At 63.1% G+C, this 16,570-nt stretch carries 14 protein-coding genes and 1 pseudogene; 5 read left to right on the top strand and 10 right to left on the bottom strand.

What is annotated here, in order from left to right; all coding sequences use genetic code 11:
- The first annotated feature begins 60 nt into the window (after positions 1-60).
- Positions 61-2,058 carry a glycosyltransferase gene (locus ACLFLU_RS27600; RefSeq protein WP_426407915.1) on the top strand — a complete coding sequence of 666 codons (1,998 nt, stop codon included), beginning with the start codon at positions 61-63 and terminating at the stop codon, positions 2,056-2,058.
- 21 nt (positions 2,059-2,079) lie between these two features.
- Here the strand turns inward: ACLFLU_RS27600 and ACLFLU_RS27595 are convergent.
- Positions 2,080-3,965 (bottom strand): annotated as a pseudogene (locus ACLFLU_RS27595) (CHASE2 domain-containing protein).
- A 92-nt stretch (positions 3,966-4,057) separates the two neighbouring features.
- Positions 4,058-4,585 carry a FecR domain-containing protein gene (locus ACLFLU_RS27590; RefSeq protein WP_426407914.1) on the bottom strand — a complete coding sequence of 176 codons (528 nt, stop codon included), beginning with the start codon at positions 4,583-4,585 and terminating at the stop codon, positions 4,058-4,060.
- Between the two features lie 634 nt (positions 4,586-5,219).
- On the opposite strand from ACLFLU_RS27590, the gene ACLFLU_RS27585 reads away from it, so the two are divergent.
- Entirely contained in the window at positions 5,220-6,305 is a 1,086-nt protein-coding gene (locus ACLFLU_RS27585) for a DUF2778 domain-containing protein (RefSeq protein ID WP_426407913.1), read from the top strand.
- Positions 6,306-6,379: 74 nt separating this feature from the next.
- Here the strand turns inward: ACLFLU_RS27585 and ACLFLU_RS27580 are convergent, their stop codons facing one another.
- The 3 genes from ACLFLU_RS27580 to ACLFLU_RS27570 all read right to left on the bottom strand — a co-directional run bounded on the left by ACLFLU_RS27580 (position 6,380) and on the right by ACLFLU_RS27570 (position 8,525).
- Positions 6,380-7,204 (bottom strand): SDR family NAD(P)-dependent oxidoreductase, encoded by an 825-nt coding sequence (locus ACLFLU_RS27580; RefSeq protein ID WP_426407912.1) that lies wholly within the window; start codon positions 7,202-7,204, stop codon positions 6,380-6,382.
- 76 nt (positions 7,205-7,280) lie between these two features.
- Positions 7,281-7,919 carry a glutathione binding-like protein gene (locus ACLFLU_RS27575; protein WP_426407911.1) on the bottom strand — a complete coding sequence of 213 codons (639 nt, stop codon included), beginning with the start codon at positions 7,917-7,919 and terminating at the stop codon, positions 7,281-7,283.
- Between the two features lie 12 nt (positions 7,920-7,931).
- Entirely contained in the window at positions 7,932-8,525 is a 594-nt protein-coding gene (locus tag ACLFLU_RS27570; protein ID WP_426407910.1) for a cysteine hydrolase family protein, read from the bottom strand.
- A 127-nt stretch (positions 8,526-8,652) separates the two neighbouring features.
- Between ACLFLU_RS27570 and ACLFLU_RS27565 the strand changes: the two genes are divergently transcribed.
- Together ACLFLU_RS27565 and lepB are read left to right on the top strand one after the other, a co-directional pair.
- On the top strand, positions 8,653-9,486 hold the full coding sequence (locus tag ACLFLU_RS27565) for a LysR family transcriptional regulator (protein ID WP_426407909.1): 834 nt from the start codon (positions 8,653-8,655) through the stop codon (positions 9,484-9,486).
- A gap of 127 nt (positions 9,487-9,613) precedes the next feature.
- Positions 9,614-10,360 (top strand): signal peptidase I, encoded by a 747-nt coding sequence (lepB, locus tag ACLFLU_RS27560; RefSeq protein ID WP_426407908.1) that lies wholly within the window; start codon positions 9,614-9,616, stop codon positions 10,358-10,360.
- Between the two features lie 119 nt (positions 10,361-10,479).
- On the opposite strand, the gene groL (ACLFLU_RS27555) is transcribed toward lepB, so the two are convergent.
- The 5 genes from groL (ACLFLU_RS27555) to ACLFLU_RS27535 form a co-directional block, all read right to left on the bottom strand.
- The gene (groL, locus tag ACLFLU_RS27555; protein ID WP_426407907.1) at positions 10,480-12,414 is read right to left on the bottom strand and encodes a chaperonin GroEL; all 1,935 of its coding nucleotides are present in this window, start codon (positions 12,412-12,414) and stop codon (positions 10,480-10,482) included.
- A 16-nt stretch (positions 12,415-12,430) separates the two neighbouring features.
- Positions 12,431-12,967: a hypothetical protein gene (locus tag ACLFLU_RS27550; RefSeq protein ID WP_426407906.1), complete on the bottom strand. Its 537-nt coding sequence runs from the start codon at positions 12,965-12,967 to the stop codon at positions 12,431-12,433.
- Positions 12,957-13,700: a hypothetical protein gene (locus tag ACLFLU_RS27545; RefSeq protein WP_426407905.1), complete on the bottom strand. Its 744-nt coding sequence runs from the start codon at positions 13,698-13,700 to the stop codon at positions 12,957-12,959. The genes ACLFLU_RS27550 and ACLFLU_RS27545 overlap by 11 nt, the downstream gene beginning before the upstream one ends.
- A gap of 123 nt (positions 13,701-13,823) precedes the next feature.
- Positions 13,824-15,464, bottom strand: a complete 1,641-nt coding sequence (groL, locus tag ACLFLU_RS27540) for a chaperonin GroEL (protein ID WP_426407904.1) — start codon at positions 15,462-15,464, stop codon at positions 13,824-13,826.
- 45 nt (positions 15,465-15,509) lie between these two features.
- Complete coding sequence (locus ACLFLU_RS27535; RefSeq protein ID WP_008139213.1) at positions 15,510-15,824, bottom strand: co-chaperone GroES; 315 nt, start codon at positions 15,822-15,824, stop codon at positions 15,510-15,512.
- A gap of 391 nt (positions 15,825-16,215) precedes the next feature.
- Here ACLFLU_RS27535 and ACLFLU_RS27530 point away from each other — a divergent pair, with 391 nt between their 5' ends.
- Positions 16,216-16,503 (top strand): usg protein, encoded by a 288-nt coding sequence (locus tag ACLFLU_RS27530; protein WP_426407903.1) that lies wholly within the window; start codon positions 16,216-16,218, stop codon positions 16,501-16,503.
- The last annotated feature ends 67 nt before the right edge of the window (positions 16,504-16,570 follow it).

Below are 16,570 nucleotides of genomic sequence, written 5' to 3'. Positions count from 1 at the left end.
CTGTCCCGAAACCTTGGAAACCGGGTTGCTGCCGCTCTCCCATGATCCGGAAGGTTCCCGATGAATTATCACGACGGCACTCTCGCAAGAGCGGACGATATCTCGGGGCAGCCGTCGTCGCTGACGCGGGATGAATACTACCAGATCTGCCTTCGACACCTGAAATCGGGCGAGCTTGACCAAGCCGTTGCCCGTTGTCGGGAAGGGCTGGCCGCAGACGAAAACCATGCCGGCTTGCTTCATCTGATGGCCGGTGTATCGCTGCTCAACGGGAATTACGATGCCGCCATCCACTGGGCCGGGCGTGCTCTCACGAACGAGATGAAGGCGACCTATCTCGCGACGTTCGGGACGGCCCTGCAAGGCAAGGGACTCCAGGAGCCGGCGCTGGAGGCGTTCCAGCGTGCGGTGGAGCTCGATCCCGTTGACCCCTCGATCTGGGAGAACTACGGCCACGTCTTGAACAGGGCAGGGCACGTGAACCAGGCCGGCCTTTGCTTCTTGATCGCGCGGGCGTATCAGCAATTGCCGTTCCTTGCGGAGTGCCGCTCTGCTCCGCGTAACGGCTGGAATGCACTGATAGAGCAATTCAACCCTCATCTTCGGAGCCGCTCGGCGCCGGGAGAGGCCCGTGATCTCATTCATTGCTTCTGGTCGTTGGCTCCGCTGGGGGAGATGTCGCGTCTCTCGCTTCAGTCGATGGTCCGCCAAGGCCATCCCGTCAAGCTCTACACTTACGACAACGTGGCCGCCGTGCAGGCGCTTGTGCCGCCCGGGGTCGTGGTGGTCGATGCCGGAAACGTCGTGCCTGCTTCGATCTACCAGCATGCCGTCGTGAACAGCGAGATCCGCTACTTCAGCGACATCTTCCGCTATGCCGTTCTTCATGAATTCGGCGGGTGGTGGCTCGACACGGACGTCGTGCTTGTGAAGCCCCTGAATTTCGGCAGCGAGCACGTGTTTTCCACGCAATGGTCGGGAGTCGAGAACGGGCATGTTTGCGCCGGCGACGTGATGCGCGCGCCCAAGGGCTCGCTTCACATGGCCAATCTGTATGCCCTGTCGCTCCAGCGTCTCTTCAGTGAAAAGCGAGTGGAATACGGCGCGGTGGGGCCGTTGCTGCTAAGCGAATATCTGCTTGCGGCCGGCGACGAGGAGCTCCGTTCATCGATCCTGCCGCCGACGACCTTCAATGCGATCGACTGGCATGAAGTGGACCTGTTCGCCTCCGAAAGCCGGGCCGGATTCGAGCTGTTGAGCGACCCTCGTGTCACGGGTGTCCATCTATGGGGGAAAATGTGGGCCGACCGGGGCATGCGCTTCGAGGCTGTCCCCGAGCAGAGCGTGGCCGGCTATCTCAAGAAGCTGGTTATCGAGCCGAATTGGCTGACGCAGCTTGCGGCGAAGTTCGACTCGGACAAGGGCGCGATCTGCAACGGCCAGGCGGCCCATCACTATACGCGCATCTATCACGAGCTGTTCCGATCGAAGGCGCTCGAGCCCATTCGCATCCTGGAAATCGGTCTGTCCCGTGGGCGGGTCGAAGGCTGGCCTCAGGATCAGGTGCCGTCGCTGCAGATGTGGCTGGACTACTTCCCGAATGCCGAGGTCGTCGGCGCCGACATCGAGGATTTCAGCTGGTTCTCCCATCCGCGAGTCAGGATCCATCGCGTCGATCAGGGCGACCGGACCATGCTGGCGGAGCTCGCAAGCAAAGAGAGCCCGCTGGACATCATCATCGATGACGGCTCTCACGCCTCAGTGCATCAGCACCTGACGCTCGGCGTGCTGTTTCCCTCGCTCAAGCCGGGCGGCCTGTTCGTGATCGAGGATCTCGATTGGCAGCCGCCGGAGATTCCGTCCAACGGCGCGCCGTTGGTCAAGGATGTGCTCAACGCCATGAAGGTGAGCGGCGTGTTCACGTCCAACGTCATGACCGAGGCCGAAGCAAAGCTGATCTCGGACGAAGTCGACGAGATCCTCCTCAACGACAGTTTCCGCGAGTTGATGTCGCGCGGCAAGCTGGGAGGCCTGGGCGTGCTGAAGCGCAAGGCGTAACAGGCGGCAGTGCTCGCGGCCTCAGTCGATCATCTCGGCCTTGGCCGCGGCTCGGCTCGGCCTGTCCTGGTCGCGCCAGAACCAGACGGTCACGACGCCGGAGCGGCCACGGATCTGCGTCAGCAGGGGGCCCGACAGGACACCGTCGGGCGCCCCGTGAAAGTCGGCCGCATCGAGCAGGGCGTCGGTCAATGCGAGCCGCGCACCGTTTTGGCGGCGACCTCCATTAGCCGGCTCGCGAGATTGACGGTGTCGCCATTTGCGGTGATGTGCTGGTGGCTCTGGCCGAGACGGGAAGCGACGATCGGGCCGAAATGCGCCCCGATCTTGAACCCGAGCCGGCCGCCGATCGCTGATGGCAGCGACGCGATCCAACGCTCGACGCCGCGATGCAGGTCGATTGCACATTTCAGCGCACGCGCCGCGTCATCCGGCATCGCGCTCGGCAGGCCGAACAGGATCATGGCGCCGTCACCGAGAAAGCTGGTGATCATGCCGCCGCAATCGACCGCGGCCCGGTCGATCAGCGCGTGGAACGCTTGCAGGATGTCCTGGAGTTCGTCCGGATCGATCCGCTGGCTCAGCGCGGTGAAATCGGAGAGATCGATGAAGACGATGGCCGCATCCTGCCGGACGGGCTTCGCCAGGAAATCGGGATCGCGTGCCAGCCACTCCTGCACGGCGGGCGCCTGGAATTGCGCCAGCGACCGGCTCTTGGCGGCGAGATATTGCGTGCGGCGGCCGCCCGCCCACAATTGCACGCCAACGAACATCGCGACCGGTGGCACCGCGGCCGCGAGCGTGGTCGCGGCATCGAGCCAGATTCCGTGCATGAACGCGAACAGATTGAGCCCGGCCCAGGCGACCATCACCGCGGCTGCCGCGACGAAGCCGAGCGCGCTCCGCCGCCAGGCCAGCAGGCCCACCAGCAGCATCGGCAGCAGGATCGCGATGAGCGCATCGGCGATGTGAACCTTGCGGTCGCGCACGACGCTGTCGCCGGCGACGAGATGCGTGATCGCGGTCGAGATCACCTCGACGCCGGGCATCAGGGAATCGAACGGCGTCGGGAAGAAGTCGCCGCCGCCGGCAACGGCGGCGCCGATCACGACGATCCGGTTCTCGATCGCCTTGCGGTCGAGCGTGCCGTCGAAAATGGCCTGTGCGCTCACGGTGCGGATGGTGCGGCGCGGGCCGTAATAGGTGATCGGCAGCGCAAAATCGGTGTCGGTCGGCACCGCGCGATCGCCGAGCATGAGATGATCGGGCGCGATCGTCAGCGGCTTGTCGAGTGCGCGGCTTGCGACCCGCAGCGGAAACGACAATTCGACCTTGTCGTCTGTCCGGAACAGCATCGGCACCGAGAGCGGCGAGCCGGATTGCCCGGTCGCGACGTTGACGATACCGACCTCGGCGTGATCGGCGAATGCCGGCAATGGCAGCAGGAAGCGCTCGGCCTGGGGCAGCGCGGGGAGCGGCCCGGCGCTGGCGGGTGTCACGGTCTCGCTCGCGCTCGGGAAGATCGCTGCGGCTGCGAGCACCATGGGACCGGTGGCAAGCGTATGAGCCAGTGTGGCGTCGCCGATCGCGGCGCTGCGGTCGACCAGCAGCAGGTCGATCGCCACGACCTTCGGCTTGAACTGCACGATGGTGTCGACCACGCGGGCGAGATCGGCGCGCGGCAGCGGGTAGCTGCCGCCGCGTTTCACCACGGTGTCGTCGATGGCGACAATGGTGACGAGATCGGGCGGAGCTTGCACGCCGCGGATCTGCGTCCGCCAATCCGTCAGCGTGGCCTCGAGCCGATCGAGAAAGCGCAGATGACCATTGGCGTGGCCCGCATAGATGCCCGCGCCCCACAGCGCGGTGAGGACAAGTGCCACCAGAATTTGAACGCGTCTTTTCATGCCGTCGTACTGCAATCTTCTTGTTGTTGTCGGGGCCTGCCTGGGCAGGTCGTGACGACCGAGTTCTATTGGCCGAGCCTATTGATCCGGTCTTATTGGCCCAGTCTTGCCATCAGCGCGTCGACGCGCGGCTGGCCCCATGTCTTGACTGTCAGCGGACCGGTCGCTTCCACGTCGACGCCTTCGCCAGTCCCCAGCACGACACCACGTCCGCGCGCCGCCCTGCGGGTCACACTGACCCGGCCATTGGCGACGAACACGGACGTCTTAGCCTCGGCGACATCGACCGCCCATTTGGTGCCGCGCACGGCGGCGATCGCTTGCGGCGTCAGCACCTTGAAAGGATTGCCGCCGGGCTTCCTGGGCACCTCGATCAGCAGCGCCTTGCCGCTCAACTCCACGGAGTCAATATGTCCGTCGCGGTTGGCGTCGTTCAGTTCAAATCTGGCGCCGGTTTCTGCAACGATCGTGATGCCGTTGTCGCAGCGCCAGGTCTGCGTCCCTGCGGCCGATGGTGATGCCGTGCATCCCGCATTGCCGGCCGGTTGTGCAGTTGCAGATCCGATCAACACGAATGACCCCGCCAGAGCGCAAAACCCGGCGCGCGTAATCCCCCTCATGCCAGCCTCCGTTTGCGTGCTCGGCACAGTTCAAGGCGATGTTGATACGGTACCGTATCACGCGCAGAGGCTGCTGAAAAGTGCCCGGCCGATTAGCTATTTTTGCGCTGCGGCAATTTCCAGACCGGCGCGATCAACTTTCAGTCATGGCGCCGTGCCGCGTGAGCTCTGATGTGCGCGATCTACTGCCGCCGTTCTGCTGACATCTGCAGCTGACCGCACCAGCGTCGCGCAACGCTTCGGCGCTATCCTCCGGATATTGATGACCACGAAAACGACTTGGTTGGTGCGTTTAGAGATGCGGCCGGCGAGGTCCACTGACCGTGCCGAACCGGCCGAGAATTATGGTTAACAGTTTCGTCTAAGTCCGTAGTTCTGCGGGCTTTTTCTCGAAATGGCACAGCGTTAACGACTTGCCCTACATCTGCCGGAACTTAATCCGCATTTAACTAAAAGTCGCCTTAATGACGCTCCGACCCTCTGCGAAATGCTGGTTCCGGATCGTGACCAGCGGCACTTCGAAGGGGGACTGAGTGACACCGTCCTGGACGCAAGGCGAATGAGTACGAGTATCGCTGCGCAAAGTTACGCGGCACGGAAGCCAGAAAATTTTCATCGGAAGTCTTCCCGGAAAATGACCACGCAAAACGTGCTTGGCGCGGCCGTGATCGGCTGCGTCGTGCTTGCCGGCTGGACCGTCTACAACAACATCTTCGCAGCCAGCGTCTATCCGACCGTCGGCAGTGCGGGCTACGACGAGCCCGTGATCAAGCGTGCGCCCAAGGTCGCGCTGCGCGAGGCAGGCGAGGCCATCCGGGAAACCTTTGCGCTGCTGCCTGACCGGCTGCAGGTGGCTGCACCGATTTCACGCGAGATGTTCAACGAGCGCTTTGCCGCGGCGGCGACGCAAGGCGTCGAGTCCAACGCGGCGAGCGCTGCGCCTGCGGTCGCCGAAGCCGCGCCGAAACCGACCGTCATCGCGAAGGTCGCGGAAGCGCTGAAACCGCTCAATCCGGCCAAGGTGGCCGAGAAGGTCGCCGACAAGGTTGCGGATGTTGCGAAGGGCAAGCGCAGCGCTGATGCACCGGTGCAACTCGCGTCGGCCAATCCGGCCGAGATCGTGCCGGCGCCTGAAGCCAAGCCAAAGTCGTTTGCCGATCGCGCCAAGGCCGCGGTGATGTCGATCACCGGTCCGCGCCAGTCGATGGTTGAGAAGCTCTGGGGCAAGCGCGAGCCGTCCGGCGGCTTGCTCGCTTATGCTTCGGCCGATGCCAGCGTGACATCGGCCATCGCGCCGAAGGAGCAGAACCCCATGCTCGGCGGTTCGGCGCCCTATGGGCGCGATACCGCGGTCTATGATATCACCGCCAAGACGGTTTACCTGCCCGACGGCACCAAGCTCGAGGCGCATTCCGGCCTCGGCTCCAATCTCGACGATCCCCGTTCGTCGCGGGTCCGCATGCGCGGCGTGACGCCGCCGCACATCTACAATCTGAAGCCGCGCGAAGCGCTGTTCCACGGCGTGCCGGCGCTGCGTCTGACCCCGATCGGCGGCGAGAGCGCGATCTACGGCCGCGACGGCCTGCTCGCCCACACCTTCATGCTCGGGCCGAATGGCGATTCCAACGGCTGCGTGTCGTTCAAGGACTATTACGCGTTCCTCGACGCCTATCGCAACAAGGGCATCCGCAAGCTCGCGGTGCTGGCGCGGGTCGACTGATCTCAACCAATTCCAGACAATGCAAAAGGGCCGCCTGCTGCGGCCCTTTTCTTTTTTTGCGTCGCGCGTTCTAGTCAGCCCGGCCAGCACTGCCCGCCGCCGTCTATCCGCAGCACCTGGCCGGAGACGAAGGCGCCCATCGGACCTGCGAAGAACTCGACGACGCGCGCGACCTCGTCGACGGTCGCGATGCGGTCGAGCGTGCCGGTCTCGACCATCCGGTTGGGGTCCACCGCACGGGTGCCAAGGAAGCGGCCGGTGCGGGTGTCGCCGGGCGCGATGCAATTGACGGCGATGTCATATTCGCGGAGCTGGTCGGCCAGGCATCGCGTGTAGTGGGTCACGCCGGCCTTCGACACCGCATAGATCGAACCGTTGGTTCGCCCCTTGAAAGCTGCGACCGAACCGAGCGTGACGATGCGGCCACGCCGCCGTTCCATCATGCCCTTAGCGACCGCCTGGCAGGTCAGGATGGTCGAGAGCAGATTGCGCTCCAGCACCGCGCGCACATCGGCCTCCTTGATATTCACCGCGTCGTTCGGATCGGGCTTGCCGCCGGCGGCTGCGATATCGCCGCCGGCATTGTGCACGAGAATGTCGATTCCGCCGAGCGCTCCTTCCGTCTCGGCAACCACGCGCGCGATGTCGTCGCCCTTGGTGAGATCGCCGAGTACGCGGTGGCTGCGGACGCCGAACTGCTGGCCGATCTCCGCGGCCACCGCGGTCAGCGTCGTGCCCTCGCCATATTCTGCCGGCCCGTTCTCGCGCATGCCGTGGATGGCGACATCAGCGCCGAGTGCGGCGAGCCTCTCTGCAAAGGCGCGGCCCAGCCCGCGCCCTGCGCCGGTCACCAGCGCCACCTTGCCTGCCAATAGCTTCCCAGCGTCATGCGATGTCATGATCTTGTTCCCGTCGTGAAAATTCAGTCGGTCACAAGATCTAACCCATTCGCCATCGCCCGCGCCAGTGACCCTGTCACGCCGCGCTTGCGGCCATTGTCTTGCGTAGCGCCATCTCGATTGCAATTGCTTCCCTGACGGCGGGCCGCGCCTGCATACGTTCGAGATAGGCCGACAATGACGGCCATTGCGCGACGTCGACACCTGCGGCGCGGAGCAGCAGCAAAGCCCAGGTGAGATGCGCATCCGCAACGGTGAAGCGTTGGCCAACGAGGAATTCACGGTCCGTCAGATGGGCTGCCGGCACCGACAATGTCTGAGCGATCCTCGCGCGCGGCTTGGCGAGCGAGCCCTCATCCTTGTACCAGAAGGTCGGAAACAGGAAGGCCTTGTGGATCTCGGCGCCGACGAAGCTCAGCCATTCCTGCAGGCGGTAGCGGTCGGGATCGCCGGGCCGCGGCGCGAGGCCGCGCTCGGGGTTCAGGTCGGCAATGTATTGCAGCACCGCTGCGCTTTCCGTCAGCCGCTCGCCGTTCTCCAGCACCAGAACCGGCACCGCGCCCTTCGGCGAGATGCCGCGAAAATCACCGTCGTCGTCCGCGACCGTCTTGGTCCCGAGATGCACCAGGTGATAACGCGCATCGAGGCCTGCTTCCATCAGCGCGATGCGGCTCGCAAGCGAGCAGGCCATCGGCGAGAAATAGAGTTGCAGCATCGCGTTGCTCCGTTATGCCAGCGTATCGCCGCGCGCGATGATTGCGAAGCGGTCGGATAGCTCGGCGAGTGCAACCTCGTGGATGGTCCGGGCGTCGAGCGTGCCGCCGCGGCCGTCGGGCAGGTCGCGCGTGGCGCAGGAATCGGCGTCGATCGTCGTGCGAAAGCCGAGGTCGAGCGCGGCGCGCGCCGTGGAGCTGACGCACATATGCGTCATGAAGCCGGCCAGTACGATGTTCTTCCTGTCAGTCGCGGCAAGGCGCGCCTGCAAATCCGTGCCGGCAAACGCGTTCGGCAGCTCCTTCTCGATCACCAACTCGCCGGCACGGGGGGTGAGCTCGGCGACGATGGCGCCTCGGTCGGCGTCGCGATCGAACAGGCTGCCGGCCTTGCCGCGATGGGCGATATGGATGATCGCTGCTCCGCTCTCGCGCGCCCGTGCCAGGAGCGAAGCCGCTCGCGCGATCGCGGGCCTGGCGTCGGGCAAAGCGAGAGGACCGGCGAGATATTCGTTCTGGATATCGATCAGCACCAGCGCGGCGTCGCCGAGACGCGGCGGGTTGAGGTCGGCACCGGCGAGTTGCAGCAGGGTCTTTGCGGTCGTCATGGTCTGGAAATCTCCGGGGCAAAAGGCGCGACAAACATAGCTCCGGGAATGCCTGCTGATATGCAGGGATATTGCAGCGGGTGGCTGCGATATTGCAGGCTGCGCCCAGCCGTTATAACCTTGAGCGATGAACTGGGACGATCTGCGCATCATCGCTGCCGTCAGGGACGAGGGCACCTACGCGGGCGCCAGCGCGCGGCTGCGCATCGACGAGACCACGGTCGGGCGCAGGCTGTCGCGCATCGAGCGTGCGCTCGGTTTGCGTCTGTTCGAGGCGGCCGACGGCGTCCGCAGGCCGACGCTGAGTTGCGAGGCAGTGCTGGCGCATGTCGAGGCGATGGCCGCGCATGCCGCCGAGATCGGTCGCGTCGGTGCGAGCCTGGAAGGTCCGGTGGGACGCCTGCGCATCGCCTCCACCAACACGGTCGCGGAGGAAGTGCTGTCGCCGCGCGCGAGCGACTTCCTGCGCGCCAATCCCGGCCTGACGCTGCAATTCCTGACCTCGAGCGAGAACGTCAAATTCTCGCGCTGGGAAGCCGATCTCGCCATCCGGCTGCGCAAGCCCGAAAAGGGCGATTTCGCGATCTCCAGGCTCGGCGACATCCGTATCTATTATTTCGAGCCTGTTGCGACCGAAGGCGAGCCGATGCTGTGCGCCTATCCGGACGAGTTAGGCGCCATTCCCGAGATGCAATTCCTGCGCACGAAGAAAGCCCGCGCGCGCTGCGTCACCGACAACGTTCGCGTCATCCGCAACCTGATCCGCGCGCATCGGGCCGCCGGCGTGCTGCCGGAGTATGTTTGCGCGGAGCTGCTCGGCGATCGCCGCCTGCGCGCCACGCTGCTGCCGAAGCGCCGCGACGTCTGGCTGCTCGTGCAAAACCACCTCAAGCGCGACGCCGCAACGCGCGTGACGATCGACTGGGTGAGGGCGTGTTTCCAGGACGTGTCGCGCAGTTGATCGCCGACGGGCGAGCCATTTTGAACGCCGCCCGGCAGTTCGACGACCAAGTCATGCAAGGCTAGGATTGCGCACGCCCACAGGTTGCGCAATTCTGTGGCCGCGACAATCCCGGGCAAGACAGGCGATGACCACTCTTGAGAACACCATCCGGCCGCGGGCCAGATCCAGCGAGTGGAAGGCGATCGTCATCCTGATCCTGCTCGTCCCCGTGCTGTGGTCGCCACCCGTCCTGTTTCGCATCTTCCTGTATCAGCCGTTCAACATCCCGTCCGGCTCGATGATGCCGACGCTGGTCGTTGGTGATTACATCTTCGCCGCAAAATATGCCTATGGCTATGGCCGCTACTCGTTCCCCTTCGCGCCGTCATGGATCTCCGGCCGCTTCCGCGCCGCGGACCCCCACTACGGCGACGTCGTCGTATTCCGGTCGCCGAAAGATAATTCGGTCGATTATGTGAAGCGCGTGGTTGGGCTGCCCGGCGACCGCATCCAGATGCGGCAGGGTCAGCTCTTCCTCAACGACAAGCCGGTGACGCGCGCCGCCCTGAAGGAGGTGTCCGCCGGCGCCGCCTGCGGCGGCGAGGTCGGTACAAGGGTCAAGCGCTGGCGCGAGACGATGCCGAACGGCGCGAGCTACATCACGTATGACTGCGTCGACAACGGTTTTGCCGACAACACCGAAGTCTACACCGTGCCTCCAGGCCATTTCTTCGCGATGGGCGACAACCGCGACAACTCGACCGACAGCCGCTTCAAGTCGGTGATGGGCTTCATCCCGATGGACAATCTCGTCGGCAAGGTGACGCGGATCTTCTGGTCGCTCGATTCCAGAGGCGAGCTGCGCCCGGAGCGGATGGGGAAGGTGGGGTGAGGCCCGACTGTCATTCCGGGCTCGCGCTTTGCGCGCCCCGGAATGACGGGCCCCGCAAACAAAAACCCCGGCATCGCTGCCGGGGTTTCGCATTTCGTGTCTTGCCTGAATGGCCGGACTTAGAAGTCCATGCCGCCCATGCCGCCGCCCGGGGGCATCGCGGGACCTGCGCCGCCCTTCTTGGGCAGCTCGGCGACCATGGCTTCGGTGGTGATCAGCAGGGCCGCAACCGAGGCTGCGTTCTGGATCGCGGTACGGACCACCTTGGTCGGGTCGATGATGCCCTTCTTGACGAGGTCGCCGTATTCACCGGTCTGGGAGTCGAAGCCGAAAGCGTAGGCCTTGTTCTCCAGCACCTTGCCGACGATCACCGAGCCGTCTTCACCGGCGTTGATCGCGATCTGGCGAGCGGGCTCCGCCAAAGCTTTCATTACGATGTCGATGCCGGCCCTGACGTCCGAATTGTATCTCGGCCGCCTTGACCTTCTGCGTTCGGATTGCCGCGCCTTTCGAAAGTCTAGAATCAATTGTGTCAGGAAGTCGATCAGCTCGGATTCCAGGGTCTCCGGAAGTCGTAGCTGGTGGACTCGGTGAAAGAAGAAGTCCGGATAGATGAACGGGCTGTCGGAATTCACCAGCTTCTCGATCGAATCCAATATCTCGATCAAGAGGTCATCGTTCAGCAGGGACTGCTTGCGCAGTAGCTTTCCGAGCTCATGCGTGTCCGACATCGCCGCGTCGGACAGGCTCTCCGGCTCTTCCTCTAGGTCGCGGATCACCGCCTGTCCAGCACGGAGCAGGGCGACGCCGCCGCCCGGGACGATGCCTTCCTCGACAGCCGCGCGGGTCGCATGCATCGCGTCATCAACGCGATCCTTGCGCTCCTTCACCTCGACCTCGGTCGCGCCGCCGACGCGGATCACCGCGACGCCGCCAGCGAGCTTGGCGAGACGCTCCTGGAGCTTCTCACGGTCGTAGTCCGAGGTGGTTTCCTCGATCTGCGCCTTGATCTGGGCCACGCGCGCCTCGATGTCGGCCTTCTTGCCGGCGCCGTTGACGATCGTGGTGTTCTCCTTGTCGATCATCACCTTCTTGGCGCGACCGAGCATGTTGAGCGTGACGTTCTCGAGCTTGATGCCGAGATCTTCCGAGATCGCCTGGCCGCCGGTCAGGATCGCGATGTCCTGCAGCATGGCCTTGCGGCGATCGCCGAAGCCCGGAGCCTTGACGGCCGCGACCTTCAGGCCGCCACGGAGGCGGTTGACGACGAGGGTGGCAAGGGCTTCGCCCTCGACGTCCTCGGCGAGGATGACCAGCGGCTTGCCGGTCTGCACCACGGCCTCGAGCAGCGGGAGCAGCTCGTTCAGCGAGGAGAGCTTCTTCTCGTTGATGAGGATGTAGGCGTCGTCCATCTCGACGCGCATCTTGTCGGCGTTGGTGACGAAGTAGGGCGAGATGTAGCCGCGGTCGAACTGCATGCCCTCGACGACGTCGAGCTCGGTCTCGAGCGACTTGGCTTCCTCGACGGTGATGACGCCCTCGTTGCCGACCTTCTTCATGGCGTCGGAGAGGAACTTGCCGATTTCGGCATCGCCGTTGGCGGAGATGGTGCCAACCTGGGCGATCTCGTCGTTCGAGGTGACCTTCTTGGAGTTCTTGACGAGGTCGGCGACCACGGCTTCCACGGCCAGGTCGATACCACGCTTCAGGTCCATCGGGTTCATGCCGGCGGCAACCGACTTGGCGCCCTCGCGCACGATCGCCTGGGCGAGCACGGTGGCGGTGGTGGTGCCGTCGCCGGCCGCGTCAGCGGACTTGGAGGCGACTTCGCGCACCATCTGCGCGCCCATGTTCTCGAACTTGTCCTCGAGCTCGATCTCCTTGGCGACGGTGACGCCGTCCTTGGTGATACGGGGAGCGCCGAACGACTTGTCGAGCACGACGTTGCGGCCCTTCGGACCGAGCGTGACCTTCACCGCGTTGGCGAGAATGTCGACGCCGCGCAGCATGCGTTCGCGGGCTTCGCGGCCGAATCTGACATCTTTTGCAGACATTCTGTTACCGTGAAAGTTAAGCTGGCAAAGTCACTGCCGCGCGAGTATGTGCGATGTTCAGCAGGCGCAGCTTTGATATAGCGGCAAGCCTGGCCTGATCGCGAACGATGTCGATGCGGACCAGCCGCTCGTCGACACCGGTGACAATGAGTCTTTCCTTGAGCGCCATCGCCCGCTTGATCGTTTCTTCGGCTCCATCCTGGCCAACGACAAATATCTCGAATCCTAAGACTGGCAGCACCTTGGTGTTCAATTCCATCAACCTGTTGCTGAAGATGTGAAATTGCTCCGAGAAATATTGTTGATGCTGGGGCTTCAAGTACTCACCTGGTACGAGGCATCCCACACATTGCGAGATCGCCTGATCGGCGACTTGGTCATGCTTCTGACAGACGATGGATACGGAAAATTGCTTCTTGTTCGAGAAGTTCGAACTTGCCAGCTCCTGTTTTGTCGACATTCCCACGTCCAGCAGCGATGTGCCGAACGGAGACCACTTGCAGGGATCGTCTCCATCCAGAGTCAAATAATAGAATGGAATCTTAGGCGTCATCGTACCTCCGCCCGCCAATCCGTTTGAGTACCTGAATTAGGGAGTCATTGCCTTCGCTCAGGTCTTGCAGAAAATCGTCATGATTGACCATTTCACTTCTCGCCAGAAAGCCTTGCAGCGACTTGATGGCCTTCTCCACGAGAGTTTGATTTACAGTCTCCGGGGCGGCTTTCTTCAGTTCATCGCTGAGCTTCTTTACTTCCTCAACGAGTTCCTTCCGTCGCGACGAGAACGAACTGTCGGAGATGGGGGTCTGCAAGCACGATTGGGTCTTCTGCTCGATGCGTCGCCGGACCGCGCCAAGAGCTCCAAGATCGACGCCCCCGGATTGAATGACGCGTCCCGTGAACATCAACGAACCGAGTGCGCCCGTCGCCGCCTGGAATAGGGATTTCATTTCGATTGTCTTGGACGTGAGATAGAGCGACAGGGAGACGATTACCAAGGTCGTTACAAAGCAGGGCAGTAGTGCCGCGTAGATGGAGATGTAATCCGATCGCGCGGAATAAACGCAAAAAACCAGACAGAGTGCGAGAAGGACGATGACCATCCAGGAAGCCAGATTTCCGGCATTCTTTGCGACGATCGAATTGAACAAGCCGAACAGGTCTATTGCATTGACCAATCCGGTAGCAGCGACCGCGAGGAATAGCAGTACGAGCAGCGGACCGATGAGCTTCCACTCGGGCCGGTAGGGAAACCAGATAATCTCGTGGATACGGGTCTTATACACTTCAATATACGTCCCGTCTGCAATCGACGCGAACGTAGCGCAACTCTTGCGCGAGTTCAACAAAAGCAAAGAGGCCCGGTTTGCCGGGCCTCTTCAAGTTCATTACTGGTGTGGTTGAGCGACTTAGAAGTCCATGCCGCCCATGCCGCCGCCCGGGGGCATCGCGGGACCTGCGCCGCCCTTCTTGGGCAGCTCGGCGACCATGGCTTCCGTGGTGATCAGCAGGGCCGCAACCGAGGCTGCGTTCTGGATCGCGGTACGGACCACCTTGGTCGGGTCGATGATGCCCTTCTTGACGAGGTCGCCGTATTCACCGGTCTGGGAGTCGAAGCCGAAAGCGTAGGCCTTGTTCTCCAGCACCTTGCCGACGATCACCGAGCCGTCTTCACCGGCGTTGATCGCGATCTGGCGAGCGGGCGCGGAGAGCGCCTTGCGCACGATCTCGACGCCGGTCTTCTGGTCGTCGTTCTTGGTGCGCAGGCCCTTGAGCTGCTCGGAAGCACGGAGCAGGGCGACGCCGCCGCCCGGGACGATGCCTTCCTCGACAGCCGCGCGGGTCGCATGCATCGCGTCATCAACGCGATCCTTGCGCTCCTTCACCTCGACCTCGGTCGCGCCGCCGACGCGGATCACCGCGACGCCGCCCGCGAGCTTGGCGAGACGCTCCTGGAGCTTCTCACGGTCGTAGTCCGAGGTGGTTTCCTCGATCTGCGCCTTGATCTGGGCCACGCGCGCCTCGATGTCGGCCTTCTTGCCGGCGCCGTTGACGATCGTGGTGTTCTCCTTGTCGATCATCACCTTCTTGGCGCGACCGAGCATGTTGAGCGTGACGTTCTCGAGCTTGATGCCGAGATCTTCCGAGATCGCCTGGCCGCCGGTCAGGATCGCGATGTCCTGCAGCATGGCCTTGCGGCGATCGCCGAAGCCCGGAGCCTTGACGGCCGCGACCTTCAGACCACCGCGCAGACGGTTCACAACGAGCGTGGCCAGAGCCTCGCCTTCGACGTCCTCGGCGACGATGACCAGCGGCTTGCCGGTCTGCACCACGGCCTCGAGCAGCGGGAGCAGCTCGTTCAGCGAGGAGAGCTTCTTCTCGTTGATGAGGATGTAGGCGTCGTCCATCTCAACGCGCATCTTGTCGGCGTTGGTGACGAAGTAGGGCGAGATGTAGCCGCGGTCGAACTGCATGCCCTCGACGACGTCGAGCTCGGTCTCGAGCGACTTGGCTTCCTCGACGGTGATGACACCCTCGTTGCCGACCTTCTTCATGGCGTCGGAGAGGAACTTGCCGATCTCGGCATCGCCGTTCGCCGAGATGGTGCCGACCTGGGCAATCTCGTCGTTCGAGGTGACCTTCTTGGAGTTCTTGACGAGGTCCGCGACCACGGCTTCGACCGCGAGGTCGATACCGCGCTTGAGGTCCATCGGGTTCATGCCGGCGGCAACCGACTTGGCGCCTTCCTTCACGATCGCGGCCGCGAGCACGGTCGCGGTGGTGGTGCCGTCGCCGGCCGCGTCAGCGGACTTGGAAGCGACTTCGCGCACCATCTGCGCGCCCATGTTCTCGAACTTGTCCTCGAGCTCGATCTCCTTGGCGACGGTGACGCCGTCCTTGGTGATGCGGGGAGCGCCGAACGACTTGTCGAGCACGACGTTGCGGCCCTTCGGACCGAGCGTGACCTTCACCGCGTTGGCGAGGATGTCGACGCCGCGCAGCATCTTGTCGCGCGCTTCAACCGAGAATTTGACTTCTTTGGCTGCCATGTGGATTTTTTCCTTGAGGGTTTGACTGGAGGGAGGGAGGGGCCGTTAGGCCGCCTTCTTCTTGGAAGCGGGGACGTCGAGGACGCCCATGATGTCGCTTTCCTTCATGATCAGCAGATCGACGTTGTCGATCTTGACCTCGGTGCCGGACCACTTGCCGAACAGCACGCGGTCGCCGACCTTCAGGTCGATCGGGATCAGCTTGCCGGCTTCGTCGCGGCCACCCGGGCCAACAGCGACGACTTCACCCTGCGAGGGCTTTTCCTTGGCAGTGTCGGGGATGATGATGCCGCCGGCAGTCTTCTCTTCTGCGTCGATGCGCTTGACCACGACGCGGTCGTGAAGCGGACGGAATTTCATGCAGCTCTCCTAAGCATTTGCACGAGTTGATGATTTTTGGGCGTTAGCAGTCTGTGCCAGCGAGTGCTAGCACAGGCGAGGCTGAAATAGGACAGGAATTTTGCGGGGGCAAGGGCTTCTAGCAGAAAATTCGGCACTCTGAAGGCCCGGCTGCCAAAATCTCTTTACCATCGTTAACCGAGCTTGGGAGGCGTCTTGGGGCCGTATTAGCACGGAGCCGTCTCTGCTGCTAAAGCATTGAATTTCAACAGCTTGTTAAACTTTTGGGCTTGAGATGGGTTGTCAGTTTGCGTCACATTTCTCGCATGTGAGCGCATCTCCACCGGGTGGCTCGTAAGCGGCGTACCGGACCAAGCCACCCCCTGAATGCGCTCCTGCAAAGGAGGTTGGCATGGGATTGCAGGTTGGGGCCGTTTCCGAGGATTTCCGGAAACAGTTGCTGGGCTACGGGCTGACGACGGCCCAAATTCTCTACCGGATGCCGGATCACCCGTCGCTGCTTCAGACCTATGTCTGGCAGAACTACGACATGTTTCCGAAATTCCCGGCGCTTACCGACTTCCTGGCGTTCTGGACCGAGAAGCTCGACGGTCCGCTGCATTCGGTGACGGTGGCGCATTCCAAGCTGATCAAGCCGGCCGAACTCCGCGCTGTGGACGGCGTGTTTCGGCTGAATTGAAGCGGGCAGACGGCGCGTAGGGTGGATTAGCGAAGCGTAATCCACCAACTTCGTTCCGCACTTGCCG

This window comes from Bradyrhizobium ganzhouense (assembly GCF_049949285.1).
Lineage (GTDB): Bacteria > Pseudomonadota > Alphaproteobacteria > Rhizobiales > Xanthobacteraceae > Bradyrhizobium > Bradyrhizobium ganzhouense.
This window is presented reverse-complemented; position numbering and strand designations above follow the sequence as displayed.